The sequence below is a fragment of the Sinorhizobium prairiense genome (assembly GCF_029201645.2).
Taxonomy (GTDB): domain Bacteria; phylum Pseudomonadota; class Alphaproteobacteria; order Rhizobiales; family Rhizobiaceae; genus Sinorhizobium; species Sinorhizobium meliloti_A.
In genome coordinates, this window is sequence record NZ_CP104133.1 from 1,146,108 (window position 1) to 1,169,791 (window position 23,684).

General features: G+C 60.3%; 17 protein-coding genes, 1 tRNA gene and 4 pseudogenes. 7 read left to right on the forward strand and 15 right to left on the reverse strand.

Annotated elements, in window-relative coordinates; translation table 11 throughout:
- Nucleotide 1 precedes the first annotated feature (1 nt).
- The 10 genes from N0Q91_RS28665 to lsrA form a co-directional block, all read right to left on the reverse strand.
- On the reverse strand, nt 2–1,333 hold the full coding sequence (locus tag N0Q91_RS28665) for a KpsE/RkpR family capsule polysaccharide export protein (RefSeq protein WP_275598896.1): 1,332 nt from the start codon (nt 1,331–1,333) through the stop codon (nt 2–4).
- Nucleotides 1,334–1,993, reverse strand: coding sequence for an ABC transporter ATP-binding protein (locus N0Q91_RS28670; protein ID WP_275598897.1), 660 nt, complete (start codon nt 1,991–1,993; stop codon nt 1,334–1,336).
- Complete coding sequence (locus N0Q91_RS28675; RefSeq protein ID WP_275598898.1) at nt 1,990–2,760, reverse strand: ABC transporter permease; 771 nt, start codon at nt 2,758–2,760, stop codon at nt 1,990–1,992. The genes N0Q91_RS28670 and N0Q91_RS28675 overlap by 4 nt, the downstream gene beginning before the upstream one ends.
- Nucleotides 2,761–2,765: 5 nt before the next feature.
- Entirely contained in the window at nt 2,766–4,064 is a 1,299-nt protein-coding gene (locus N0Q91_RS28680) for a capsular polysaccharide export protein, LipB/KpsS family (RefSeq protein WP_275598899.1), read from the reverse strand.
- 87 nt (nt 4,065–4,151) lie between these two features.
- Nucleotides 4,152–5,069: a nucleotidyltransferase and HEPN domain-containing protein gene (locus N0Q91_RS28685; RefSeq protein WP_275599756.1), complete on the reverse strand. Its 918-nt coding sequence runs from the start codon at nt 5,067–5,069 to the stop codon at nt 4,152–4,154.
- Between the two features lie 957 nt (nt 5,070–6,026).
- Nucleotides 6,027–7,277, reverse strand: a complete 1,251-nt coding sequence (locus N0Q91_RS28690) for a class II aldolase (protein WP_275598900.1) — start codon at nt 7,275–7,277, stop codon at nt 6,027–6,029.
- A gap of 65 nt (nt 7,278–7,342) precedes the next feature.
- Nucleotides 7,343–8,317, reverse strand: coding sequence for an autoinducer 2 ABC transporter substrate-binding protein LsrB (gene lsrB / locus N0Q91_RS28695; protein WP_275599757.1), 975 nt, complete (start codon nt 8,315–8,317; stop codon nt 7,343–7,345).
- Nucleotides 8,318–8,376: 59 nt separating this feature from the next.
- Nucleotides 8,377–9,390: an ABC transporter permease subunit gene (locus tag N0Q91_RS28700; protein WP_275598901.1), complete on the reverse strand. Its 1,014-nt coding sequence runs from the start codon at nt 9,388–9,390 to the stop codon at nt 8,377–8,379.
- Entirely contained in the window at nt 9,387–10,418 is a 1,032-nt protein-coding gene (locus N0Q91_RS28705; RefSeq protein ID WP_275598902.1) for an ABC transporter permease subunit, read from the reverse strand. Before N0Q91_RS28705 ends, N0Q91_RS28700 begins: the two co-directional genes overlap by 4 nt.
- Nucleotides 10,411–11,913, reverse strand: a complete 1,503-nt coding sequence (gene lsrA, locus N0Q91_RS28710) for an autoinducer 2 ABC transporter ATP-binding protein LsrA (RefSeq protein ID WP_275598903.1) — start codon at nt 11,911–11,913, stop codon at nt 10,411–10,413. The genes N0Q91_RS28705 and lsrA overlap by 8 nt, the downstream gene beginning before the upstream one ends.
- A gap of 241 nt (nt 11,914–12,154) precedes the next feature.
- Between lsrA and N0Q91_RS28715 the strand changes: the two genes are divergently transcribed.
- The 4 genes from N0Q91_RS28715 (at nt 12,155) to N0Q91_RS28730 (ending at nt 15,562) form a co-directional block, all read left to right on the forward strand.
- Nucleotides 12,155–13,102 carry a sugar-binding transcriptional regulator gene (locus N0Q91_RS28715; protein ID WP_275598904.1) on the forward strand — a complete coding sequence of 316 codons (948 nt, stop codon included), beginning with the start codon at nt 12,155–12,157 and terminating at the stop codon, nt 13,100–13,102.
- A gap of 4 nt (nt 13,103–13,106) precedes the next feature.
- Nucleotides 13,107–14,669, forward strand: coding sequence for an autoinducer-2 kinase (gene lsrK / locus N0Q91_RS28720; protein WP_275598905.1), 1,563 nt, complete (start codon nt 13,107–13,109; stop codon nt 14,667–14,669).
- 40 nt (nt 14,670–14,709) lie between these two features.
- A complete protein-coding gene (locus N0Q91_RS28725) occupies nt 14,710–15,024 on the forward strand; it encodes an antibiotic biosynthesis monooxygenase (protein WP_275598906.1) in 315 nt (104 codons plus the stop codon).
- A 463-nt stretch (nt 15,025–15,487) separates the two neighbouring features.
- Nucleotides 15,488–15,562, forward strand: a tRNA-Val gene (locus N0Q91_RS28730).
- Between the two features lie 60 nt (nt 15,563–15,622).
- Here N0Q91_RS28730 and N0Q91_RS28735 read toward each other — a convergent pair.
- Together N0Q91_RS28735 and N0Q91_RS28740 are read right to left on the reverse strand one after the other, a co-directional pair.
- Nucleotides 15,623–15,991 carry a lysozyme inhibitor LprI family protein gene (locus tag N0Q91_RS28735; RefSeq protein WP_275598907.1) on the reverse strand — a complete coding sequence of 123 codons (369 nt, stop codon included), beginning with the start codon at nt 15,989–15,991 and terminating at the stop codon, nt 15,623–15,625.
- Nucleotides 15,992–16,156: 165 nt separating this feature from the next.
- Nucleotides 16,157–16,282, reverse strand: a pseudogene (locus N0Q91_RS28740) (exopeptide); the annotation flags it as partial.
- 886 nt (nt 16,283–17,168) lie between these two features.
- On the opposite strand from N0Q91_RS28740, the pseudogene N0Q91_RS28745 reads away from it, so the two are divergent.
- Nucleotides 17,169–18,079 (forward strand): annotated as a pseudogene (locus tag N0Q91_RS28745) (PhnA-like protein).
- A 497-nt stretch (nt 18,080–18,576) separates the two neighbouring features.
- Here the strand turns inward: N0Q91_RS28745 and N0Q91_RS28750 are convergent.
- From N0Q91_RS28750 to N0Q91_RS28760, 3 genes and pseudogenes are all read right to left on the reverse strand, one after another.
- Nucleotides 18,577–19,772, reverse strand: a pseudogene (locus N0Q91_RS28750) (sensor histidine kinase).
- A gap of 270 nt (nt 19,773–20,042) precedes the next feature.
- Nucleotides 20,043–20,249: a hypothetical protein gene (locus N0Q91_RS28755; RefSeq protein ID WP_275598909.1), complete on the reverse strand. Its 207-nt coding sequence runs from the start codon at nt 20,247–20,249 to the stop codon at nt 20,043–20,045.
- Nucleotides 20,250–20,801: 552 nt separating this feature from the next.
- The gene (locus N0Q91_RS28760) at nt 20,802–22,556 is read right to left on the reverse strand and encodes a cation:proton antiporter domain-containing protein (RefSeq protein ID WP_275598910.1); all 1,755 of its coding nucleotides are present in this window, start codon (nt 22,554–22,556) and stop codon (nt 20,802–20,804) included.
- A 133-nt stretch (nt 22,557–22,689) separates the two neighbouring features.
- On the opposite strand from N0Q91_RS28760, the pseudogene N0Q91_RS28765 reads away from it, so the two are divergent.
- Both N0Q91_RS28765 and N0Q91_RS28770 read left to right on the forward strand, forming a co-directional pair.
- A pseudogene (locus N0Q91_RS28765) lies at nt 22,690–23,120 on the forward strand (transposase); the annotation flags it as partial.
- A gap of 329 nt (nt 23,121–23,449) precedes the next feature.
- Nucleotides 23,450–23,578, forward strand: coding sequence for a hypothetical protein (locus tag N0Q91_RS28770; RefSeq protein WP_275598911.1), 129 nt, complete (start codon nt 23,450–23,452; stop codon nt 23,576–23,578).
- Nucleotides 23,579–23,684: the final 106 nt, after the last annotated feature.

A 23,684-nucleotide genomic window follows, 5' to 3' on the forward strand; every position in this document is an offset into this window, starting at 1 on the left:
ATTAGGCTCGATCTCTAACATTATAATAGCTCATCACACCTATCCCCCAGGCAAAGAGCAGTCCAAGCGTCACAAGAAACGCATTCAACAATCGGCTCGGATATTGCGCCATCTGCGAAAGCGTTGGCTCAATGAACAGGGCCAGATAGCGTTGCCGATTGTTTGCATCAATACGGGCCTTCTCGAGTGAGCCCAATGCCACCGTATAGGCGCGCTCGGCGAACTCGCGCTCGGTCTCCAATTCTTCGAACTCGGCGATTCGGCCAGCGACATCCTGGGCGTTTGGATCGTCTGCAGCCGACGGGCCCTTTTCACCTGCGCCCAGTCGCTGGCGTTCGACGGCGAGTTGCTGTTCCAGGCTTTCGATGCGGGTCTTGAGCACGCGGATGCGCGGCGTATCCTCACCCATCTGGCTCTTGGCTGTAGCGAGATCGGCGTTGAGCTTCGTAAGTTCTCCTTCCAGGCCGCCGATCAGCTGAACCGCGAGCTTCGCACCTTCTTCCGGGCTGATTTCCTGCGATTTGTCGCGATAGTCGCGCAGCCCCGCGCGAGCCTTCGAAAGCCGCGCTTCGCCCGCAAGCACCTCGTCCTGCGCGGCGCGCAGAACGTCGTTGCGTGCCGAAAGCGAGAGGCTGTTCACGAGATTGTCGCTCTGGTCGACGATGAACTGGGCAATCTCCTGCGCCTGTTTCGGCTCGAAGGCTTTGACGGTCACCTGCATGATGCCGGAGGCGTGGTCGAAGCTGACCTTCACCATATCGCGCCAATAGGCAAGCTTGTCCTCGATCGGCAGATCGGAGCCGATGCCGTAGAAATAATCGAGCCCGCGGGTGGCGTAGACGTCCTCAAGCTTGAAGCGCCGGTCCGCATCCGCGGCCATGCGCTCGCTCAGGATGTAATCCATGAGGATATAGCTGTCCGAAACAGTGCTGCCGCCGGAAGCTTGCGTGAACATGCCGAGAATGTCGCTCGAAGCGCCGCCCTCGATGCTGCGCACGGCGAAGGAAGCCGTGCTGTGATATTGGTCGGCGGCGATGAAGGCCATGTAGAGCGAGGCGAGTGTCGCGGGCACGGCCACGAGCCCAAGGAAAGATGCGCCGATGATCGCATGGCGCCAGCGCAGCTTCTTGAGCCACTTCGGCTGCCAACCGGCTTTTTTGGGCGGTTCGACCTTGCGTCCCGGCAGCGGGATGACGGGTGCGCTCTCCTTACCGAGAAGTCCCTCGAGGACCGCGATGCCTTTGCTTTTCGCCGTGGCCTTGGCGGTGTTCGGCTTGTCGGCGACCTGCGCGGGGTCAGGCTTGTTCACTGCCGCTTCCTTGCTTGCCGCCATCTAGCTTTCCTTCATATTCTTGTCGTGCGCGCGGATCGCGTCTTCGACATTCTCATAATAGGTCATCTTGCCTTTTTCCAGCACCACGCCGCAATCGCAATAATTGCGGATCGTACCGGTGCTGTGCGAAACCATAATAATGTCGGATTCCTGCAGCTTGGTCTCGAAGACAGCCTGGCACTTTTTCTTAAAATTTGAGTCACCAACAGCGGTGATTTCGTCGACGAGATAATAGTCGAAGTTGACGCCCATGCTCAAGCCGAAGGCGAGGCGCGCCTTCATGCCGGAGGAATAGGTGCCGACCGGCGCCTTGAAGAAGGGGCCGAGCTCGGCGAAATCCTCCACATAGCCGATCAGTCGCTCCGTATCGACGCCGTAGATGCGGGCGACGAAGCGCACGTTCTGTTCTCCTGTCATCGATGGTTGAAAGCTGCCCTGAAATCCGAGCGGCCAGGAGATCTTGCCGCGGCGGATGATTCGGCCCCTATCGAGCTTGATGGCGCCGGCGATCAGGCGCAGCAGCGTCGATTTTCCGGCGCCGTTGCGGCCGAGCAGGCCGACGCTCTTGCCGCGGTTGAGCGTCAGCGATGCATCCTCGATGATCGGCTTCTTGATGCCCTTGGTGCGGGCATATTTCGTAGCCTGCTCGAACCGGATCATTCGTTTCTCAGTGTCTTTCTGGAAAGGGTGAAGACCAGCATTCCGGCAAACAATGTCAGAAATGCGATTCCATAGAGATAGGTCATGTCGAGGCCGACCGCACGATATTCCGGATAAAAGCCCTTGCGGAAGCCCATGATGACGTGGACGAGCGGATTGATGAGCACGAGGTCGCGATAGGGCGCGGGAATGGAATCGGGCAGGAAAAAGACCCCCGAGATCAGGAACAGCGGCCGGTTCACGATGCCGAACACCTGCTCGTAAAGTGGGTACTTGAGGAAGAGCACGCAATTGATCATGGCCACGCCCAGGCCGAAGAGGCAGGCGAGCCCGACCGCTTCCAGGATCGAGGGCCAGTGAATGTTCGTGTCGACCCGCATGGTGGCGACGATCGTACCGAGCACGATGAACGCGACCAGTGAAGTCGTGCCCATCTGCAGGACGAAGCGAGCGACGATGGTGTCGATGGGCGCGACGTTGGGGTAGCTGAGCAGTGCCTTGTTGGCTTTCACCGCGGCGTTCAGGTAGCCCGTCATCGCCTGGTAAAACTGGAAGGCGATATAGCCTGTGGCGAAGAAGAGCGCGAAGCTGGTGCCGAGCGCCGGCGCGCGGGCGATCGCCTGGAAGATGACCGTCATCAGCAGGATGTGAGCCGCCGGATCGAGCAGCGCCCACACATAACCGCCGGGCTTCGAGCCGAAGCGGGTCGCCATTTCGCGAACCAGAAGCGCGCCGACGACACGGAAATGGGTGGTGAGATAGCCCATGTCAGTCACCCGAACGGATAGAGTATGCGGCCGATGATCCGGTATTTCCGCTCGGAAAGGGTGCGGAAGAAGCGGATCGGGTCGGACTTGAAGTCTTCGACATCGCGGTCACTGCCGATCTTGCGGATCGCCGGCGTGACGAAGGCGGTCAGCAGATGACGCCACCCGAGAAGGCCGTAAGGGCCCCAGGCGCGCCATTGCGGTCGGCGCGGGTGAAGGCCCTGCGGCTCGTCGAGCTGTCTCCTGATCGCTGTCACGGTTGCTTCGAATGAGGTTTGCGCTCCAGTCTCTGGGTCGAAGTAGCGAGGATAAAGCAGATAGGCGCCGGCGAAAAGCGCTTCGATGCTCAAGTGCCGGCCGCGGCGCGGGTTCGGCTGACGGTCGTCCGTCAGGCCCCATCCGGAATAGAAGGGACAGCCGGCGGTCGTGACCGGGATGCCGCGAAGGATCGCCTCGAAGCCCGCAAGCGAGGTGATCGTATAGACGTGGTCGACGGTCCGCAGCGCCTCGGCAAGCGGCAGGCTCTCGGTCACGAGCTCGCAAAGATGCGCCACTTCGGCGGGGTCTGACCTTGCCGGGCGGGCGCGGCTCAGCACATCCGGATGCGGCTTGTAGAGGATCTGGGCGTCCACTTGCTCTGATGCCGCGAGCCGCACCAGATCATTGTTGGTCATGCGGCTGAGGCAGCCGTAGCGGATCGAAGCATCGTCTTCCACCTGGCCGACGACCAGCACCCGTTTGCGCGTCTTCTCGCCATAGACCTCCTCGGCCGCGCGCCGGCGCGCGCCGTTATATTTGCTGATGCCGCTTTCGGTGAGAAGCGCGATGCCGGCGCGCGCACGCTCCATCAGCGTCGAATCCGCTTCGAAGTCGTAGGTCTTGAGCAGCACTTCGAGGTCGGAGGCATGCCGGCAATCGAAATAGAGTGCCCTGCCGTCGAGCGCCAGGGACAGGGGAGGCGTGCGGCTGGCGCTTGGCCGGGCCGAGCGAAGGAAACCGTCCTCAATGAAGGTGACGGGAATGTTCCGCGCTTTTGCCAGCGCCTCCACTGGGCCCGGCAGCTCCGGGCCCCAGGCGAGAAATTCGGCGTCCTTCTCGGCCAGGATCCGCGGCTTCCAGACGCGCTCGAATTCGCGCTCCCCGACATTCATCGGGAGGAAACGGAGGTGCCTGCCGGGGAAATATCGCTCGAAAGACTCTCTCTTCCATTCCACGATCTGGATGGCAAAGGTCGTCACCGGCTCCGGTGCGGGAGCGGAGGGAATAGTTGCGAAGTCTTCCCTTTGTCGTCGCGTTACCGCCATCGGCGCCTTGGATCCGAAAAAGCAGACTGCTATCTACACACCCTGCGGTCGATCCGCCAGTCTCAAGCGCTTATTGATTGTCACAAATTATTGGTCTCGGACGGTCGCCCGTTCAAGCTCTCCGAGTCGTTCCGTGCAAATCAACTCGACAAGGCGGAGGAGGTGTTCGGTTCGCTCGAGCAGCCAGCTAAGCGCCTCCTCGCTTATCTCGAAATGCTTCGAATAGCGTGCTTTTACATAGGCCTCGTTTAGAATGTTGTACCAGGTCATGAAGCGGTGCTGTTCACGAGGCCATGCCTCGACGAGCCGGCGATCGTGATCCTCCGCCAGGCCGCGCAGGAATTTGAGGTTGTGCGATGGTGGGCTGTAGTTCGTCAGAGTTAAAAGAAAACAGGAATAGGCAGATTCTGCCGCTTGGTGCAGCAAAAAGGCCGCCCGCTTCTGCCAACCATGCTCAATCGCGTAAGCGGCGAGCTGCTGAAACTCAGTGGTGCTTTGGGTATGCCTTTCAAAATGCTCCTTTGCCACCCTGAGTGCGTCATAAGGAGACAGTTGTCTCGGCTCCGCCAGCGGCTCGTCGTCCAGTTCGTAGAGCACGATCCCATCGCGCCGGATATCAACGAAGAAATATTGGCCTTCGTATAGGGCCGTGTTCACCTCCCGGCGCGAATGAACAATGAGGCTCACCGGCGTCTGAACCTCCGACAGATGCAACAGACGATCCTGCGCATTTGACCAGTAGGTTGCAAAATCCGTCAGCCGCCGATCGTTGACCACGACCAAAAGATCGTAATCGGATTTGTAGCCCTTCGTCGTGTGCGGTTCGTCGACCCAAGTACCGCGGGCGTAAGAGCCATACAGAATGATTTTGAGAACACGACCGCGTTTCTTGAAATCGCTCGTCCCGCCCTTCAGCGCGTCTTCGAATTCCTCGTGAATGACTTCGACGATACGAGCGAGCTCCCGCTGCTTCTTCTCCGGCAGGTGCTCAAGGCTCGATCTCATTGACGACGGTGCGTTTTTCGCTTCGGCCATTCCCTTGAAACCACTGACTGAATCACTGCCATGGTAGATCGCAGTCGGTCTTGTGCATACCCGTAAATTCCTGTTGATCGCGCGATACCCGGCGATCTGCGGCGGCCGTCGCGCGAGAGGCTGAATGTAGCTGCTGGCGGTTTGCGGTGTTAAGCGATGCTGTTCTCGGAGGTCTCCTTACGAGGGAAAGGGGGCCGAAACTGTCAATTCAGCCTCGGGCATTGCGCCGAATGGACGCATCTTTTGGCGCCCCCGAACTGAAGCTCAGAAGCGTGACGATCGCCGGATCGTCATCGCGTCTTGATCAAGTAGGAACGAACCTCGGCCCCTACGGTCATCACAGATGTTGCAAGGTTGTTAGTGCTGCCTAGACGGGGTAGACGTGGACGCGCAACTTGCCGGGCGCAGTCGGTCCCGGCTTCCGCCCGTCGGGCGGCGCTATGCTAAGCCTCCTGCGGCTGCGCTGCTAACCGGTCAAGTTGCGCGCGAACTGGGTTCGACGCTGAAGCGTCTGCGCCTGGTACGCTCATTTCACTTTCCATGGTCTTAGCGGGCCAACTGCTGCATTCCAGGTCATCTCGGTGCTGCGGGGAGGGACACGTTCACTGCTTTCGAAAACTGTTGGAGCTCGGTTTCGTCGTTCCGCGCCAGGCTGTATGAGGCAAGATTGGCGGTGACCTCTCCCAGCGAGCAACACGCAGGTTCTCGATTTCCTGACTGCTGCCACGTCGGTCTGATCGGTGCAACGATTGGGACCCGCACTTCGATGTCGGAGGTGCAGCCAACAAATTGGTTCGGGGGCCATCGCCTCTTGTAGCTTGAAGTATGCGATCGGTGCTTAAGGGAGGACGGAGCAGTCGATCCCTCTTCGGGGAAGGCGAGAACATCGATTGTGCCACTTTTGGCCGGAAAATTGGTGCGGCCATGCTATACCGCTATTTTCAACTTAGCTTGTTCTAGCGACCAGTACTCCATGTCGAAGAGATCTGCCTCGCTGATCGGAGTGAAGCAGCCATACGCTTCCGCGGCGTTGATTGCTCGCGCAGCCTGTTCGCAAAGATCTCCGCCGATTTTGGCTGTCTTGGCATTCGCGCCGAGTGCGAACATGCCTTTCCCAAGCACCAGAACGACGCGTGGATAGACGTCGAGTATCCGTTTCTGCTCGTTGGCGCGGGTCGCGTTTCGCTCAAAGTAGGCCCTGTAGCGGTCCGCATAGGCGGCTAATGCGCTCTCGATTGCGGGTTCATCAGCATCGGCCCCGATGATCATCGGCCAGGGTTTGATGCGGATTACGTGGTCGGGCGTCACTGTGCCGCGCAGACTGATCGCTTCCACATTCGGCTTCGATGTGAGTTCGCGGATCGCTTCGGTCGAACGGTAATCGAGGAAGACACCCTTTGCGAAAGGCGACCCTTCTCGCATCAGTGCTTTTTCCAGCCGCGCAGCAAGCGCCGCGTCTGTCTCGCCGTCATTGGGCTGGGGGCCCGACAACGCCACGCCGGCGCGGGCGAGTTCCTGCTCCGCCAGTGTTACGAATTCGATCATCAGCTCATAAGAAGCACGGGCATCGTTTGCGAAGGTGAAGAGGCCGTGATTTTCCAGCCATAGACCCTCGCAATCCGGATGGTTGCGATAGATCCGGTCGGCGGCGATGGAAAGATCGAAGCCGGGCATCACATAGGGCACATAGGCGAGGCGATCGCCATAGATGCGGCGAACGGTGTCGGGCATGTTCGGTTGGTCGGCGAGCGCCAGGACCGCTGTTGCATGCGTGTGGTCGACGTAGTCGAAGGGCAAGAAGGCGTGCAGCAGCGCTTCGACGGACGGGTTCGGCGCGTCCTTGTCGATCAGGCTGGCACGCAGCAGTAAGACCATGTCCGGGTCTGAGAGTTTCGGGGTATTGCGGGCTTCGAGCAGCGGCGCAAGGCGCACGGCGGGCAGGCCCGCTGCCTCGATCGTGTCGAGGTCCCAGCCGCTGCCCTTAATGTGCATGAGCTCTTCGTTCTCGTTAGACCTTACCTTGACCGACGTGTTGCCGCCGCCGTGCAGCACCAGGTCCGGGTCGCCGCCGATGATGCGGGAAGTATAGATACGAAGGCCGAGTGCCTCGCTCTGTCCCGCGGCGCGTGCCGCCTCCACAAAACGTGCTGCGTCCTCGTCGTTCCAGCGGCTTTCCATGCGAATTGTCCTGTCTATGAATGAAGGTCGGCGGGCAGCCGGAGCCGCCCGCCGTTTGTGCGTGCTTAGAAGTCGAAGTTGCCAATATTTTCCTTGGTGAAAACGGTGCGCTCCGGCAGCAAGATGATGCCGTTGCCATCGGCTTCGTAGTCGTAGCCCTGTACCTTGTTGGCTGAGACCTCGACAGTACCGACGCCAGGGATCTCCAGCTTTTCGCCGACTTTCATGGGACCGTTCTTCAGGACGTGATCGGCAACGAAGACCGAGATCTTGCCTTGCTGCGTGACGTCCCAAAGACCGAAGCGCTGGATCGTGCCGCGCTCGATATAGGGTCGCATGACGTTTGGCGTGGAGAAGCCGACGATAGTGACGCCCTCGGCGCGCTTCAAGTTTTCCGCAGCCTGCGCTGCTGCCGGCAGGGCGTTGGCATCGGGCGCAATGATCGCGTCAAGGTCAGGATAGGTCTGCAGGATGCTTTCGGCCGTCTGCAGCGATTTCTGAGCGTCGTTGTAGCCGTACTGCGTGGTAACGATTTCCCAGCCCGGATGCTCCTTGGCGATCTTCGCCTTGGCGGCTTCCGCCCAGGCGTTCTGGTCGGTCACTGTCGGGCTCGAGTAGAAGAAGGCGACCTTGGCCTTTTCCTTCGTCACGCCCTCGGCCGCCATGTCGACCAGAAGGCCGCCAAGCTGGTCAGGCGTGCCTTGATTGATGTAATAGCTGCGGCAATCCGGGTTGACGTCGCTGTCCCAGGTCATGACGAGCACGCCGCGTTCCATGGCGCGCTTCAGCGCTGGGCACAGGCCATCCGGAGAGACGGAGGAAACGATAAGCGCGTTGTAGCCCTGGTTGACGAAATTGTTGATGAACTGGACCTGCCCGGAAACGCTCGGTTCCGTCGGGCCGTCATAGGTGACCTTCGCGCCGACTTCCTCCCCCGCCTTCACCGCGCCGGCGCCGCCGGAGGTGAAGAAGCCGACACCCACCAGCTTGGGGATGAAGGCGATCTGGTTTTCCGCATGCGCAGCGCCCGAGCCGAGCATGGTGCCGGCCAAAAGCGCCGCGGCGAGGGTGCCGGATTTCATGATGGTCTTGATCATTCTCATTCTCCTCCTGAAGTGACGGCCGCCCGGTTCTGTCTCTGTTGCCGGGCGACTGCGATGAAATCGGCCAGCATCGCGCTTGCGTGGCGCAATGCGACCGCGACAACCAGCAACCCTCCCGAAAGTGCGCTGGAAATCTGGCTGGGGACGCCGGCTGCCTGCAAACCCTGCTGCAGGTAACCGATGACGAAGGTGGCGAGCAGGGTGCCGAGGATGGAGCCCTGACCGCCATAAATGGAGGCGCCGCCGAGTACGGCCGCGGTGACGGCCGGCAGCAGGGTCGCCGAACCGAGGTCGACGCGCGCGGAGCCGAAATAGGCCGACATCACGAGGCCGGCGATGGCCGCCGAGACGCCGGTGATGACATAGGTGATCGTCTGGACGCGGCCGACCGGGATACCGGCAAAACGGGCTGCGCTTTCAGACTGGCCGGACAGGAACACTGTGCGACCGAAGCGAGTGAAATGTAGAAGGACGATGAGCACGAGCGAGAGTGCGAGGAAGAGCGCCAGAGGTGCCGGCAGCCCAAGGAATTCGGCATAGCCGAAGGCGTTGAAGGCCTCCGGAAAGTTACCGATGCCCTCGTAGCCGCCCGCGCCAACGAGACCGGAAGCAACGGTTGCCGTGCCCTGGAAGAGATAGAGGCTGCCGAGCGTGACGACGAGCGGCTGTATCTTCGACAGGTGGATGACTGTGGCATTGAGGAGCCCGCAGGCCGCGCCGGTGACCAGAGCGAGCAAGATGGAAAGCGGAAGCGGCACGCCGTAGAACGTCGCGACGCCGAAGATGATAGCGGTAAGGCCGATAACCGAGGCGAAAGAGACGTCGATGCCGCCGGCAATGATGACAAGGGTCAGCGGTAGGGCGACGATGCCGATCTGGATGAAGTCTGACGTGCCGTAGATTAGGTTCGCGAAATTGAGGAAGCGCGGATTGACGAGACCGAAGATGACAAGTTCTGCGACGAGCATGGCGAAGAGGGCGGTCTCCCAGCGGAAGATCAGCTTTTTCATCGGCTTGCCTCCACATTGCGCGCCGTCGTCGTCTCACGGGATTGTGTTGGGCCGCGCTCGTGCAGCCGATAGCGGCGGGCACGGATGCGCCGGTCGATAACCTGGCGGATGCGGCCGTCGAGCAGCAGCACCGAGAGCAGGATCGCGCCTGCAATGAAGTCGTTCCAATAGGCCGGGATCTTCAAGAAAACGAGGGCGCTGTCGATCGAGGTGATAAAGATGACGGCGGTGAAGACGCCAGCGACCGAGCCGGTGCCTCCAAGAAGGCTTACGCCTCCCAGCACATTGACGGCAATGGCCTTCAGTTCGATGCCGTTTCCAGCCTGATTTGGGATGAAGCCGATCTGTGCGGCGAAGACGAGGCCGGCGAGGGCGGCGCAGACGCCCGTCGTGACGAAAGCGGAAAACTGCACCAGCTTAACCGGTACGCCGAGATGGTGGGCAGCCGCGCGGTTGTCGCCGACCGCATAGAAATTGCGGCCGAAGCGCGTCTTGCGCAGTACGATCCAGGCAAGCGCAACGAGTGCCAGCACAACAATCGTGAGGATGGAGAAGCCGAAGCCGAGATTGGCGGCGAGCGCTTTTAGACCCTGCGGCAGGTCCTCGATCCAGCGCCCGCCCGTGAGGACGAGCATGATACCGCGGTAAAGTCCAAGCGTGCCAAGCGTGGCGACGATGGATGGAATGCCGAGATAGGCAACCATCAGCCCGTTGAAGGCCCCAGCGACAGCACCGGTTGCAAGGCAGAAGGCGATGGCGAGCGGCAGGCTCACGCCGGCTGTGAGTGAAAGGCCGAGCACGGCGGCGCTGAGGCCGAGCACCGAACCGCTCGACACATCGATATTGCGCGTCAGGATGACGACCATCGTCCCGAGCGAGATCAGCATCAGGACGAGGCTGTTGGAGACGACCACCGAGGCCGTGGCGCCGGACAGATAGCCGGGCGCGACCGTGCCGATTGCGGCATAGGCGACGGCGAGCACGAGGATGAGAGTTGCGACGCGATTGCGGGCGAAGAGATCAAGCATGGCGACCCTCCGAGGCGCCGAAGGCGAGGCGGGCGATCGCGTCAACCGAGATCTGGTCCGTGAGTTCGCCGCCGGACTGGCCGAAGGCCATGATCTCGACCCGGTCGGCAAGCTGTTCGATTTCGTCGAAGTCGGATGAAATGAGGATGATGGCGACGCCGTCCGCGGCAAGCCGGCGGATGAGGTCGTAGATATCCTTGCGGGCAGCGACGTCCACGCCGCGCGTGGGCTCGTCGAGGATGAGCACCTTGGGCCGGGCGGAAAGGCACTTGGCGAGCAGCACCTTCTGCTGGTTGCCGCCCGAAAGACCGCGGGCCTCCTGGTCGGCGCCGGTGCACTTGATGCCCATGCTCGCGCGGAACCCGTCGAAGACTTTCCGCTCGGCGCCGGGTCGCAGAAAGAAGGGTAGGCGGTGCACGAGGTAGGACGAAACGTTCCATGAGAGCGGTGCTTCAAGGAAAAGGCCGTGCTGCTGGCGGTCTTCAGGCAGGTAGACGAGGCCGAGGTCGATGCATATGCGCGGCGAGCGCTTTTTCAGTTCCGCTCCATCAAAGACGACGCTGCCCGCCGTCTGCGGCCGAAGGCCGAAGAGCGTTTCGGCGAACTCCGTGCGTCCGGCGCCCACGACTCCGGCAAGGCCGAGGATTTCGCCGGCTCGCACGTCAAGGCTGATATCGCGGAAACCTTCGCCGCTGAGATCGCGCACGCTGAGACGCGGCTTGCCGATTTGCGAAACCTTGCGGCCCACACGGTTCTTGTCGGCATCATCCGCGATCTGCACTCGGCTCATCGCGTCGATGATCTCGGCATCGCTGTAGGTGTCGAGCGGCCCGCAGAGCACGATCACACCGTCGCGCAATACGCTGATTGTGCCGCAGATCTCACGAATCTCGCGAAGTTTGTGCGAGATGAAGATGATGCCGACGCCCTGGCTTTGAAGCTTGCGTACGCGCTGAAACAGGGTGCTGGTCTCAAAGGGGGTTAGCGCCGAGGTCGGTTCGTCGAGTATCAGCACGCGGGCGTCTCGCACGAGCCCGCGCAGGATTTCGACAATCTGCCGCTCCGCGATTTCAAGGGCGGCTGCCTGCACGTCGAGGTCGAGCGAGACGGCGAGCTCGGCGACGAGCTGCTCCACGCGCGGGCGTAGCGCGCGGGGAGAGGCGGCCAGGCCGAGGCAGATGTTTTCCAGAACGCTCTGGTTGGGAAGGATATGCGCCTCTTGCGGCACCAGGTACAGCCCGAGTTCCTGCGCGAGCGCCGGCGATGCGTGGGTGAGGGCGCGGCCGTTGATCTCGATGGCGCCGGCATTGGCCGGAATGACGCCCGACATGATTTTCATGAGGCTCGACTTGCCGGCGCCATTGCCGCCGAGAAGCGCATGCACCTCTCCCGCCTGCAAAACGAACGAGACACCCTTCAGCACCGGAACGGGACCGTAAGACTTCCAAATGTCCGTCAGCTTCGCGACCCTCCCGGGCACAGGGCTCCCATTCATTCCGCACCTGTTCATATGTAACCTGTCTAAGTCATGTGATCACATGGGTCGGTGGTCGTCAATATGCCCGCCACATGATGAGCGCATGTAGATGGCCAACGTGCTGAACGGAAATTGTAGATTTTCCGCTGGAATCAATAGATTGGAGCTACGAAGAATTTTTCGCGGCCCTGATGCGTTGACGTATCAAAAGTTTTATTGTTATTCAAATGATCAGAGATCGACCGAGGGAGCCGCTTACATGGCGTCGGACAACGGGGAATGGAGCTATGCCGATACGGACGAGGAAATCCTCACCCGTATCGCCTGGTATTACTACAACGACGGTCTGACGCAGAACGAGATCGGCGAAAAACTCAACATGTCGCGCATCAAGGTGTCGCGTCTTTTGGAGAGCGGCCGGCGCTCCGGCATTATCCAGGTGCGTATAAACTCGCGATATCAGGGGTGCCTGGCGCTCGAGCGGCAGATCAAGGAGCGCTACGGGCTGTTGGAAGCCTACGTGGTGCCGCAGCTTCCCGATCAGGATCCGAGTGATCGGCTGGGTCAGGCGGCCGCGCAGTTTCTCATGCAACGGCTTCAGCCGGGTGACCTTCTCGCGGTCGGTTGGGGCGCGACCGTAAGCAACACCATCCAGCGGCTCGGCCATCTCGCCAACGAGCGCAATATCGGCCTCGTCAGCCTGACCGGCGGCGTCGGCACCTATGTTGACGGAATGCGAACGGCCAACTGGGGCAGCAGCGTTCATCTCGTACCGGCGCCGCTCGTCGTGCGCGACCCGGATGTCGCGCGCAACCTCTCATCCGAACCCGCCGTGGCCAACTTGCTCGAAATGGCGCTCAACGCGAGTTACCAGCTCGTTGGTATCGGCGAACTTTCGGCCATCTCCACTGTCGTGCGTTCCGGCTATGTCAGCCCCGACGAGGTGGAGCCGCTACGCCGCAAGGGCGCCGTCGGCGACATCCTCTGCCAATTCTACAACGAATTCGGAGAGCCACTAGAGTTGCCGCTGCACGATCGAGTGATCGGCGTGAAGCTCGCGGCGCTGTCGCGTGCCGAAAAGGTCGTGGCGGCGGCGGGTGGCATCCATAAGGTACAGGCCATCCATGCAGCGCTTCGCGGAAAGTTCGTCGGCATCCTCATAACCGACGAGACGACCGCGAACGGCCTCATCGAGATCGAGGACTGAGACCATGACCACTTCCTATTTGCTGGCCGTCGATGCTGGCACCGGCAGCGGCCGCGCGGTGATCTTCGACGAAAATGGCGATCAGATCGCCAGCGCCCAACACGAATGGTGGCACCAGGCCGATCCGCGCTTTCCGGGCTCGATGGACTTCGATGTGGAGGGCAACTGGTCGCTGCTGTCGCGCGCCATTCGCCAGGCTATCGCAAAAGCCCGCATTGCACCCGCCGATATCCGTGCAGTCAGTGCCACCAGCATGCGCGAGGCGATCGTCGCCTATGACGCCAGTGGCCGGGAAATCTGGGCCTGCGCCAACGTCGACAGCCGCGCCGTGAGCGAGGTGCGCGACCTGAAGCGCGATTTTGCCGATCTGGAGCGGGCGCTTTATACCGAGAGCGGGCAGACCTTCGCGCTCGGCGCCCTGCCGCGCCTGCTCTGGCTGAAGCGCAACCTCCCGGACATCTATGCCCGCATCCACAGGATCAGCATGCTGTCTGACTGGGTTCTGGCGCGTCTCTCCGGCGTTATCGCGAGCGATCCATCCAACGCCGGGACGACCGGTCTCTACAGCCTGAAGAAACGCAATTGGATGCCCGAGGCGCTGATCAAGGCCGGCATGCGCGACGATATCTTCCCGCAAAGCGTCGAACCGGGCACGGTGATCGGCCGCGTCACCGAAAAAGCGGCTAGGGAGACGGGCATTGCCGCGGGCACGCCCGTGGTCATGGGCGGCGGCGACTGCCAGATCGGAGCAGCGGCAATCGGTGTCGTGAATGAAGGTGACTGCGCCGTGCTTGGGGGCACCTTTTGGCAGCAGGTGGTGAATGTCGGCCCGTCCGTCTCCGATCCGTCCATGGACCTGCGCATCAATCCGCATGTCGTCAACGGTCTCAACCAGGCCGAGGCGATCAGCTTCTTCGTCGGCATCGTTATGCGCTGGTTCCGCGACAGTTTCGGCGCGGAAGAGGTCGCGGCGGTCGGACCCGGCGGCGATGCCTACAGGCTCCTGGAGGAGAAAGCAGCCGGCGTGCCAGTCGGCGCCCACGGCATCATTCCGGTCTTCTCCGACGTCATGCACTATGGCAACTGGTATCACGCCGCGCCGTCGCTTCTGAACCTTTCCATCGACCCGGAAAAATCGGGCAAGGCGGCGATCTTTCGCGCCCTTCAGGAGAACGCGGCGATTGTCGCGGCCCGCAACCTTGCGGCTGTCTTCAAGCTTTCTGGCAAAACGCCGGATAAGATCGTCTTTGCGGCCGGTGCATCGAAATCAGCCCACTGGTCGCAGATCCTCTCGAATGCCACCGGCCTTCCGGTCGTCACGCCCGTGATCAAAGAGGCGACGGCGCTCGGCTGCGCTGCAGCGGCGGCAATCGGCATCGGGCTACGCCGCAACTTCGTGGAGGCGGCGGAAAGTTGGGTGCGCTGGGACCAGCGTTTCGAGCCGAATCTCGAGCATAAGGCTATCTACGACGTGGCGGGCGAGCGCTGGGCACGTGCCTACGCGCTGCAGCGACAGCTCGTAGATGAGGGCGTGACCACGGCCATGTGGAAAGCGCCGGGTCTCTGACTTTTATAGATCCGTCAATCAACACAGCAGGAATTACGACATGCTCATCCAGATGGTTAGCATCAACGTCAAGCAAGGTCACGCCGCAGAGTTTCTGGAGGCGTTCCGCATAAACTACGAAGGCACGCGCCAGGAGCCCGGTAATCTGCGCTTTGATGTCCTGCGCAGTCCGGACGACGACCACAGCTTCGTCATCTATGAAGTCTTCAATTCGCCCGAGGCGCTGGACGCGCACCGCAAAACCGAACACTACCAGGAATGCGTTCGCCGGATCGACCCGATCCTCGCCGGCCCACGGACCAAGACTTTTTATAATGTCGAAATGGCCGATTTTCTCGGCGCAGGCCAGGGCTAGCGGTTGGAACACGGCAGAGCTCGTCAGACGGCTGACACTGCTTCGTCCAGCGGTTGAGCGGAAGCTTAACCAAAGGGCAGGATGTGCCCGACGTTCCACGGACGAGACTGCCTCGAAGGTTTTGCGGGGCGGCTTACTGCCGGTCTACGCGATAGCGCTTGTTCGTTACGCCAGGGAGCAGGTGGCACGAGCTCCGTCAATACTCTGCGCGGGTCCCTCATGATCTTGCCGTCGCACCGGCTCGTCGGTGGCATGCTCGCGACGGTTCTCGACGTCACCAGCAGAAAATGGGTAAAGACCCCTTGTGGAAACGCTTTCAGGGCTCGTCCGCGTCGCTTAGGCTCTTTGCAATCATAGGTGATTTCAGGCTGGTCTGATCGCGCACCTCGACTAGACGGAACACTCGCCGGCCCTGGGGAAAGGTTCACCACCTCCCGCCATAGCAGCATATTGCCGAAATCAGCGCAGGCAGGGCAGCCGATAAGCCGCGTGGCTCACAACCACCAAAGACCGGGTTCGATTCCGGTGCCTGCAACCAAAACGCTCACACGCGACCACCCGATGACCGCCGACTTTGCGGTAGGGTGCCTGGCACCCGTTATTGCCCCGACGGTACCGGGCAGGAAAGATCGCCTTCCTGGCAATTGAGGTACGCCTTGAGTGTCTTCGTTCTATCCGTCGTCAGTGCCGTCTTGCACGCGGCCACGAGCATAGGATAGGCGCTGCCGTCGGCGCTGGCTGATGTCTGGAATGCACACTCGTTGTCGCGGAAGGAAATCCACGACTTTTGGGCGGAAACAAGCAGCTTTTTCGTGCTGGCGTCATCGCCAATGCGTGCCTCGATTTCCTTGAACGTCGAATTCAATTCCTTGTCAGCCGCAGCGAAGGCCTGGTCGCCTTCGGCTGCCACGGCAACAGTTCCAAACGAGCTGATCAGCATCACGGCTGAGATCAATAGGATGCGCATGGCAAACTCCTCGCGTTCAACAGTTGTAGCAGCCAACGATGGTGACTGGGACATGACGTTCGCGCAGGAGTTTAGTCAAATCAAGTGGCCAAATTTATCCTTCTGCCGCCGGAGTAATCGCCAGAGTGGATTGATCCATGCTTCCTGGAAAGCTGGTTCATCTGGGGGCATCTGAGGGATCACCTCCGGTACATCGGGTGGCACCTCTTCTGGGATGAATCCCAGGATGCTCACCACGAGAGCGACGAGGATGGAGATGAGTACGAGGAAGGCGACGCCGGCTTTGTCCATGCATTATTAGCAGTTTCGAATGTGAGCAATTCGAGGCAATGCCTCCCGAGATCGGGAAGGCGGACAGTTGTTCGTGAAGATCGGGGCTCGTGCCTGGTCGTCCCTTCCCCAGAAAGATCAGGACGGTTCCGCATCGCGACTGTGTTAACCGGGATCCAAGGTTCACCCTCTGACGCAGAACTGCTTGCGTCGGTAAAGGCGGGCCTTGCTGCCTATCTGCCAATCAACGGCATTGGTGCGTTCGGCAAGCTACGATTGACCTCTCCTCCGGCCATCCAGGGGTGGGTTTGGCCATGCTCACGATCCTGTTCATGGCTATTTCAGGCAGCGCCCTATTGAACGCAAAGGGCAACCAATGAAGTCGCAGGAGACGGAGCAACTTGCCGGGCGCAGTCGGTCCCGGCTTCCGCCCTTCGGGCGGCGCTATGCTAAGCCTCCTGCGGCTGCGCTGTTAACCGGTCAAGTTGCGCGCGAACTGGCTTCGACGCTGAAGCGTCTGCGCCTGGTACGCTCATTTCACTAGGCCTCGGCCCTGGGGGCCAGCTGCTGCATCCCAGGTCATCACGGTGCTGCGGGGAGGGGGCAGGTTCACTGCTCTCGCAAACCGACTGGAGCTCGGTTTCGTCGTACAGCAACAGGCTCTATGGCGGAGCCCTTCCTCGACGATCATTTTCAGTGAGATCGAGTATCGGGCGTGGGACCGATGAGCGAAAGTTGAGGCATCCCTCGTTTGAGGAGATCAGCGAGAGGGCCGACGATGGACGATGTTTGGCATAGCAGCCTGCTCCCCGGATCGATCTAGGTGAGCTTGCTCTCCACCGCGGCCGAGGAACTCTTTCGCAGGTACTTAGTTTAGACAAGTTGCATAAAAGGGAGGAACACCATCATGAGCGATCCTGTCGCCGTTCATCAAACCCGCGAGACCGTTTACGCTCCTGATCTCTCGGCAAGAACCGTCATCAACGAAATCTCTTGGGGAGCGGTACTTGCGGGCGTCGCGCTCGCGCTTGCGGTCCAATTTCTGCTGAACCTCTTGGGCGTCGGCATCGGCGCCGCCGTGATCGATCCGACAACGAACGACAACCCAAATCCAAGCACCTTTTCGATCGCCGGCGGTCTCTGGTTCGTCGTCTCTGGCATAGTTGCGGCCTTCGTCGGCGGATATATCGCCAGCAGGGTTTCCGGCCGCCCTAGCAAAACGACGGGAAGTTACCATGGGCTGACGAGTTGGGCCGTCACGACATTGATCGTTCTTTATCTCCTTACGACCTCCGTCGGCGCGTTGGTGGGTGGCGCCTTCAGCGGTCTGAGTAGCATCATCGGGGGCGTCGGCAAGACTGCTGCCACAGTCACCTCTGCCGCCGCACCGGCAATCGCCACGTCCGCGGATCCAATGGCCGACATCGAGCGGCAGATAAGAAGTGCGACGGGGGCAACGATCCGGCAGCACTCCGCGACGCAGCAGTCGCCGCTGTGCAGGCAGCGGTCACCGGCGATGAGGCGACCGCGGAAGAAGCACGAAATCGCGCTGCTGATGCCATTGCAAAGGCACAGAACATTCCGGTGGACCAGGCACGCGCGCAGGTTCAACAATACGAAGAGAGTTACAAGGCCTCGATCGAACGCGCCAAACAACAGGCGACCGAAGCCGCCGATACGGCCGCCACCGCAGTTTCTAGCGGGGCTATCTTGGGCTTCTTCTCCCTCGTTGTTGGCGCGGTCGCGGCTTGGTTCGGTGGTGCGTATGGAACGCCGCGTACTCTGGTCACGACTGATGCCACGCGGCGTGCCGGCTAGTAAGTAGCCCCGATCTCCCGCAGCTGCGGGAGATCGGCGGTCGGAAACGCGTTTGCCTCCCCGCGCTGGAATGGGGAGGGCCGGGCGAGTGCTCACCATCAGGGGTCGGCGGCTATCAATGTTCCGCAAGAATTGGCGTAGTCGACTGGAAGAACTTCCGACCGAAGAAAGTCGCGGGTTCGTGATCGCCCCAGCCGACTCGAAAACGAGCGATGGAGCGATGCTCATCTCTTGCTTGGAAGGCATTCTGGTCGCTGCCGTGCCTAACCGGCAGCGGTTAAAGGATAGCCGGCTGGTAGCTCCACTTCTCCTGATTGGTCGGCCTAGCAGTATTTGGCCCGCAAGTGCCGCTTCAGAGATTGGGATTTCCCCGCCTCCAGGAGATGATGAAGTCCTTCAGTAACAGATATCTTGATCAGGACCTGTGGGGCGCTCTTGCAGCATGAGCGCTCACATACGCGGATGTCAGCTCAATTTTCGACGATAGCCGGACGGTGCTATTGTGCCAGACGGGACAATGGCAAGATGATGTTCACTGATAAGCCGGTCGGACGCCAGTCATAGTTGAGGGTACCACCGAATTGACGGATCACAGTCTGCTCCACCAACGTGCTGCCGAAGCCCTTGGAAGCAGGAGGGGAGGATATTTCTCTCTCCCCTCTTCATTCCAAGTGATGCTCAGGTCGTCGCCGTTGATCTGCCAGACAATGTCCACCCTGCCATTGTCGCCGCACAGCGCCCCGTATTTGGCCGCATTGGTCGCCAGCTCATGGAAGACTAGCGCAAGTCCGTTGACCGATTGCTCGCCGCATAAAATGGTAGGGCCTTCAAGAGAGAACCCGCTCTTGCCGGGGATTGCCGCAGGCTCGTGAGGCGCGATGACGATGCTTATTAGGTCCGTAAGATTGGAGGCCGCCCCTTGGACGTCGCTAAAAGATGGCTTCACCAAGGAATGTGCAGCGGCGAGCGCATGCAACCTGCCAGACAACAGCGCGACTAAATCATCCTTGCTGTCCGTGCTTCGGGCGCTAATGCGGATTATGCCGTCTACGATGGCGAAAAGGTTTTTGAGCCTGTGGCTCATCTCTCTGGTGAGCAGTTCCTGCTGTTCAAGCGCCTGCTGGAGTTCCTGTTCGGATCGGGCCACCTTCAGTGCTATACCGATGAAATCGGCAAGCTCCTGCAGCGTGGCTCCGTGACCGCAGTGGAAATACCCGATCCTGTTGGCGACGACCCAAAGGGTCCCGAGTGGCTCCGTCCGTCCCATATATAGGGGAACGAGCAAAACCTCTGGCAGCGACAAGCCCGCTGGTATCCAGTTATAGACGCGTTCCGGATGGATCGCCAGTGTTGGTGCGCTGCGGTCGAGCGTAATGCCACACGGCGAGTAATCGCGGGGAGTAGTCGCCCCGTTGAACGGCGAAAGAATTCCCTTCAGATTATGCCAGCGGAACACCGGGAACGACTCTGTCTGTTCGAGCAGGCTGACACCCGCGGAAATCGCGCCTGTCAGCTCCATGGCGAGTTCGACGAATTTTGGGAGCATTTCTCCAGGCGCATCGTGCATGCGTCCGGCGAGCTGAAGAAGTGCGGCCTTCTCCTGCGCGGCATCGCCGCGTGGCACTGGCCGCTCACTCAGGTCGACCGTGTAAACCGCCGAAACGTCGGGCGTGGGCACCTTCACCGCTTCCATCTTCTCGATTCCCTCTCGGTGCGCAGCCCCTCAAGCGTCATCGGTGTCCTATTTACACGATGGAGGCAAAACAACTGACATGGGCCGGCCTTCAAGACGCACCTGTTTGTGACGGTCATCTGCGTTCGCTTAACTGCCCCAGTAACGCCACTTGGGCACGTGTGGCATTGTGCAGGAGCTCGCGAGACGGTGCAAGCGCTTGCGTGCCAGCATGCGTGCTCGCTATGAGGCGCGGTCGTTGGCAAATTCCGAGCGATAGCGAAGCCAGGCTCAGCTCTTGTTCAGAATCCATAGCGTTCCGCCCCGGTGCGGAAACAGGAAGTTCTGCTCGCCGCGCAGTCCAACCGGCGCTTCCAATTTCGGATCAGTTTGGCAGTCGGGGACCAGAGCGGCACACTGCAGTCTTTGCGCCCCCATGCCATTGCGGGTGCGCGACCGCCGATCGACGACGACCTTGCCGACGCGCAGATGGCGCATTGCCTCGTTGAAAAATATTCACCAAAGGATCGCATAACATATCAACGGGAATTGCTCGTCGAATCTGGCAATGGAGAGGCCGTCCGGTCGGACGGGAGAACAAGCGTCCAAATTTGGCTGGGTCACTCCTCCGGCCTCTGAAACCGCGGCGACCACCCGCGCGAGATCCCCACACTCATGAACTGCTCGGCGATCGCAAGCTGTTCGCGCAGATGCTTGCAGTCGAGCAACGGTGTGACGATCGTTGGCCGCGGATCTTCATCGTGCCATGCGAGCGCTGCCTCGACCTCCAATCCAGATCGGCGCGGTCTGCCTCTTCGAGGTGGGATAGTCCGGTTTCTCCGACCAAGCGACCATAGCGACCCTTCCAGGATTCTGCGTCCGGGACGTTATAGAACACCAGTCTCCTGCGAATTTCGGCGGCACGGCGTTCAGAAGACAGCTTGCCACGTGCTTTCCGCCGCTCCCTTCAACTGCGCCAGAAGTTGAATGGCGGGGTCTCAAGTTCTGCTCACATTAAGGCGAGGGACCTGTCCGAAGTTCAGCGCAAGCTTATTCTGATATGCGGCCTGTTTGGCCTTCGTTAGGATTGGGAGCTGCGGATACATCGATGTGGCTCAAAATATGTTCCGAGATGCTCCGCGCGATTTCCCGCTCGCCCATGATGATGAGGTTCGCTCCCAACCTTGTCAGGTAATCGACCTCAGCGTCGGAATGCGCGCGGGCGATGATCTCGAGTGTCGGATTCACTGTGCGGGCGCGCTCGATGAGGTTGCCACTTTCGAATGGACTTGGAATGGCGCTGATCAACCATTTGGCTGCGCCAACGTTGGCCGCCTCAAGTAATCCGGGCTGAGCGGCATTTCCAATAATGACTTCGGCGCCAAGCGCCCGGAGTTGATCGGCAACCGCTTGCCGCTCCTCAATTATCAGGTAAGGTAACCGTGCTTTTTGCAACGTCTCTGCAACCAGGCTCCCAACCCGCCCATAGCCGACAAGGACAGCATGGTGGGTGAGACGGGTACCCGTGAGCTCGGGTGTGTCTGTCTTGCGGTCTTCTTGTACGGCGCCGACCGACGCGCGTGGCTTCAGCCATGGCGTTAGGCGACCGAATCCGGTGAATAGAAGAGGGTTGATGAGAATGGACAGGATCGCTCCGGCAAGCACCAGGTCCCGTCCTGCCTCCGGAAGAAGCTTGAGTTCAACTCCCAGCGCCGCAAGTATGAAGGAGAACTCGCCGATCTGTGCGAGGCTGAGGCCGAGTGTCAAAGCTACAGGCAGGGAATAGCCGAACATGATGGCGATCGCGGACGCGGCTGTAGCATTGCCAATCACGATGATCAGGAATGTTGCTCCGACGAGCAGCGGCTGCTCGACCAGAATCATGGGGTTGAACAACATGCCTACCGAGACAAAGAAGAGCACGGCAAATGCGTCGCGGAGCGGCAGCGTTTCCTGAGCGGCCCTTTGGCTCAACTGTGATTCGGCGAGGATCATTCCAGCGAAAAATGCGCCAAGAGCGAAGGAGACACCGAACAGTTCAGCTGCTCCGAAAGCAACTCCCAGGGCAATCGCCAGTACCGCCAGACGGAAAAGCTCTCGCGAACCAGTGTGAGCAACATAGTGCAGTACCCAAGGAATGACGCGCCGGCCGAAGATAGCCATCGCCGCAAAAAATGCGGTCAACTTGGTCAACGCAAGTGCAAGCGCGCCCGACATAGTTTGCGGCTCAAGAAACGTGAAGAGGCCGCCATCGCCTGAACTCGGCCGAGTTGTGCTGCCGCCAAGACTGCCAGCGAAGGCCGGCAATAATACGAGGGCGAGGATCATGGCGACGTCTTCGACGACCAGCCAACCGACGGCAATACGCCCTCCGTCGGTTTCGAGTTGTCGCTTTTCCTGGAGGGCCCTTAGAACCACGACCGTGCTTGCAACCGAGAGTGCCAACCCGAACACCACGCCGGCTGCAATTGGCCATCCGATCGCTTGCGCCACGATTAACCCGAGCGTTGTCACCAAAGCCATTTGGCCGAGAGCTCCAGGAAGCGCGATAGTCCGTACGGAAAGTAAGTCGTGGATGGAGAAATGTAGCCCTATGCCAAACATCAGCAGGATAACACCAAGCTCGGCGAGTTGGCGCGCCAGCGATTGGTCTGCAACAAAGCCAGGAGTAAACGGGCCGATCAAAACACCTGCCAAGAGGTAGCCGACCAGCGGCGATAGGTGAAGTCGATTTGCCACCGTGCCTAAAATGAAGGCAAGCCCAAGGCCGGCAACGAGGGTGGCAATAAGTGGTGTGTGAGGCATTTCTCCCAGTCCGGCCGGGTTCCATTAAGAGGCCAAGTGCGGCACGAGCATAGACATAATGGACTATGGCGCGAGTGTCTCGTTATCTTTCGCTCCAAGATGCGAGGGTGCTGTCGCCGGCGTCGCGTACGGTTATATGAGAATTGGCGTGTGGGTTCGGCATGGAGCCATGCTGAATAACCGACAGGAGATCGCCATGTGCTACCTGATAGTCGATTCCACCATCATCCGCGCCCATCAGCACGCCGCCGGCGCAAAAAAGGGGTGAAGATCAGGCCCTTGGCCCCTCGCGCGGCGGCTTGAGCACCAAGATCCACATGGCCGTGCGCGGTCCCGGCTGCCGGGTCCGCTTCACACCCACCGCAGGCCAGAAGGGCGATGCGCCGCAAGGCGACGCCCTGATCGAGGGCCTGCCCGCCGAGGTCGTCATGGCCTACACCGCCTTATCGTCTGCGCAACGCCATCGCCGACAAACGCGCTATGGTGGTGATTCCCAACACCCCGTCCCGTGCGCAAATGTACCCGCTGCACAAGCATTTCTACGCCCAAAGGCATCTGGTCGAAGCTGCCGACGTCCGGATGCTTTTCGCTGGCGCCAAAAGACGGAAGTGGTTGAGATCAATTCGGTGTTCAACCTTTAAGGATATCGTGCCGAGCACATTGGTTTAGAACTGCGTTTGTATTGATGAGCGAATTTCAGAACAAAACTATTAGACTTTTGACGGTCTGCGAAGGCGAGGCTTCGGTGACTGATCCTGCCCAGCGCCGGCGAAACCTTCTTTCGTCGACCCTGGAGCTCTACCGGGCTCTGGGAGGGTCTTTTGAGGAACTCGAGTCAGCCATTATGAAAGAGGAAACAGGCACCCTCCGGCGCCTCGACCGTAGGCGATCTGATGAAGGAATTGGCGGCTATCTGTCACATCTACGACATGGACATCATGCAGGCCGGTCACAACACACTCGACAAGCTGATCTATGAGGAACGGTCTTTTCCAACGACGGAAATGGACCGGAGCATCTAAAGCCGCCGCTGGGCGCGCTCGTCAGCCGCTGCAACAGGTTTCGCCCATCTACGTCTCCGAATCGGATGTCACTGAGATCAACAAGCTTAAGGCGTATGGATGAAGC

Coding starts and splice junctions, on each gene's coding strand:
- N0Q91_RS28665 (WP_275598896.1), bottom strand. CDS start 1,333: ATGGCGGCAAGCAAGGAAGCGGCAGTGAACAAGCCTGACCCCGCGCAG.
- N0Q91_RS28670 (WP_275598897.1), bottom strand. CDS start 1,993: ATGATCCGGTTCGAGCAGGCTACGAAATATGCCCGCACCAAGGGCATC.
- N0Q91_RS28675 (WP_275598898.1), bottom strand. CDS start 2,760: ATGGGCTATCTCACCACCCATTTCCGTGTCGTCGGCGCGCTTCTGGTT.
- N0Q91_RS28680 (WP_275598899.1), bottom strand. CDS start 4,064: ATGGCGGTAACGCGACGACAAAGGGAAGACTTCGCAACTATTCCCTCC.
- N0Q91_RS28685 (WP_275599756.1), bottom strand. CDS start 5,069: ATGAGATCGAGCCTTGAGCACCTGCCGGAGAAGAAGCAGCGGGAGCTC.
- N0Q91_RS28690 (WP_275598900.1), bottom strand. CDS start 7,277: ATGGAAAGCCGCTGGAACGACGAGGACGCAGCACGTTTTGTGGAGGCG.
- lsrB (WP_275599757.1), bottom strand. CDS start 8,317: ATGCTCGGCTCGGGCGCTGCGCATGCGGAAAACCAGATCGCCTTCATC.
- N0Q91_RS28700 (WP_275598901.1), bottom strand. CDS start 9,390: ATGAAAAAGCTGATCTTCCGCTGGGAGACCGCCCTCTTCGCCATGCTC.
- N0Q91_RS28705 (WP_275598902.1), bottom strand. CDS start 10,418: ATGCTTGATCTCTTCGCCCGCAATCGCGTCGCAACTCTCATCCTCGTG.
- lsrA (WP_275598903.1), bottom strand. CDS start 11,913: ATGAATGGGAGCCCTGTGCCCGGGAGGGTCGCGAAGCTGACGGACATT.
- N0Q91_RS28715 (WP_275598904.1), top strand. CDS start 12,155: ATGGCGTCGGACAACGGGGAATGGAGCTATGCCGATACGGACGAGGAA.
- lsrK (WP_275598905.1), top strand. CDS start 13,107: ATGACCACTTCCTATTTGCTGGCCGTCGATGCTGGCACCGGCAGCGGC.
- N0Q91_RS28725 (WP_275598906.1), top strand. CDS start 14,710: ATGCTCATCCAGATGGTTAGCATCAACGTCAAGCAAGGTCACGCCGCA.
- N0Q91_RS28735 (WP_275598907.1), bottom strand. CDS start 15,991: ATGCGCATCCTATTGATCTCAGCCGTGATGCTGATCAGCTCGTTTGGA.
- N0Q91_RS28755 (WP_275598909.1), bottom strand. CDS start 20,249: ATGCGCCATCTGCGCGTCGGCAAGGTCGTCGTCGATCGGCGGTCGCGC.
- N0Q91_RS28760 (WP_275598910.1), bottom strand. CDS start 22,556: ATGCCTCACACACCACTTATTGCCACCCTCGTTGCCGGCCTTGGGCTT.
- N0Q91_RS28770 (WP_275598911.1), top strand. CDS start 23,450: ATGAAGGAATTGGCGGCTATCTGTCACATCTACGACATGGACATCATG.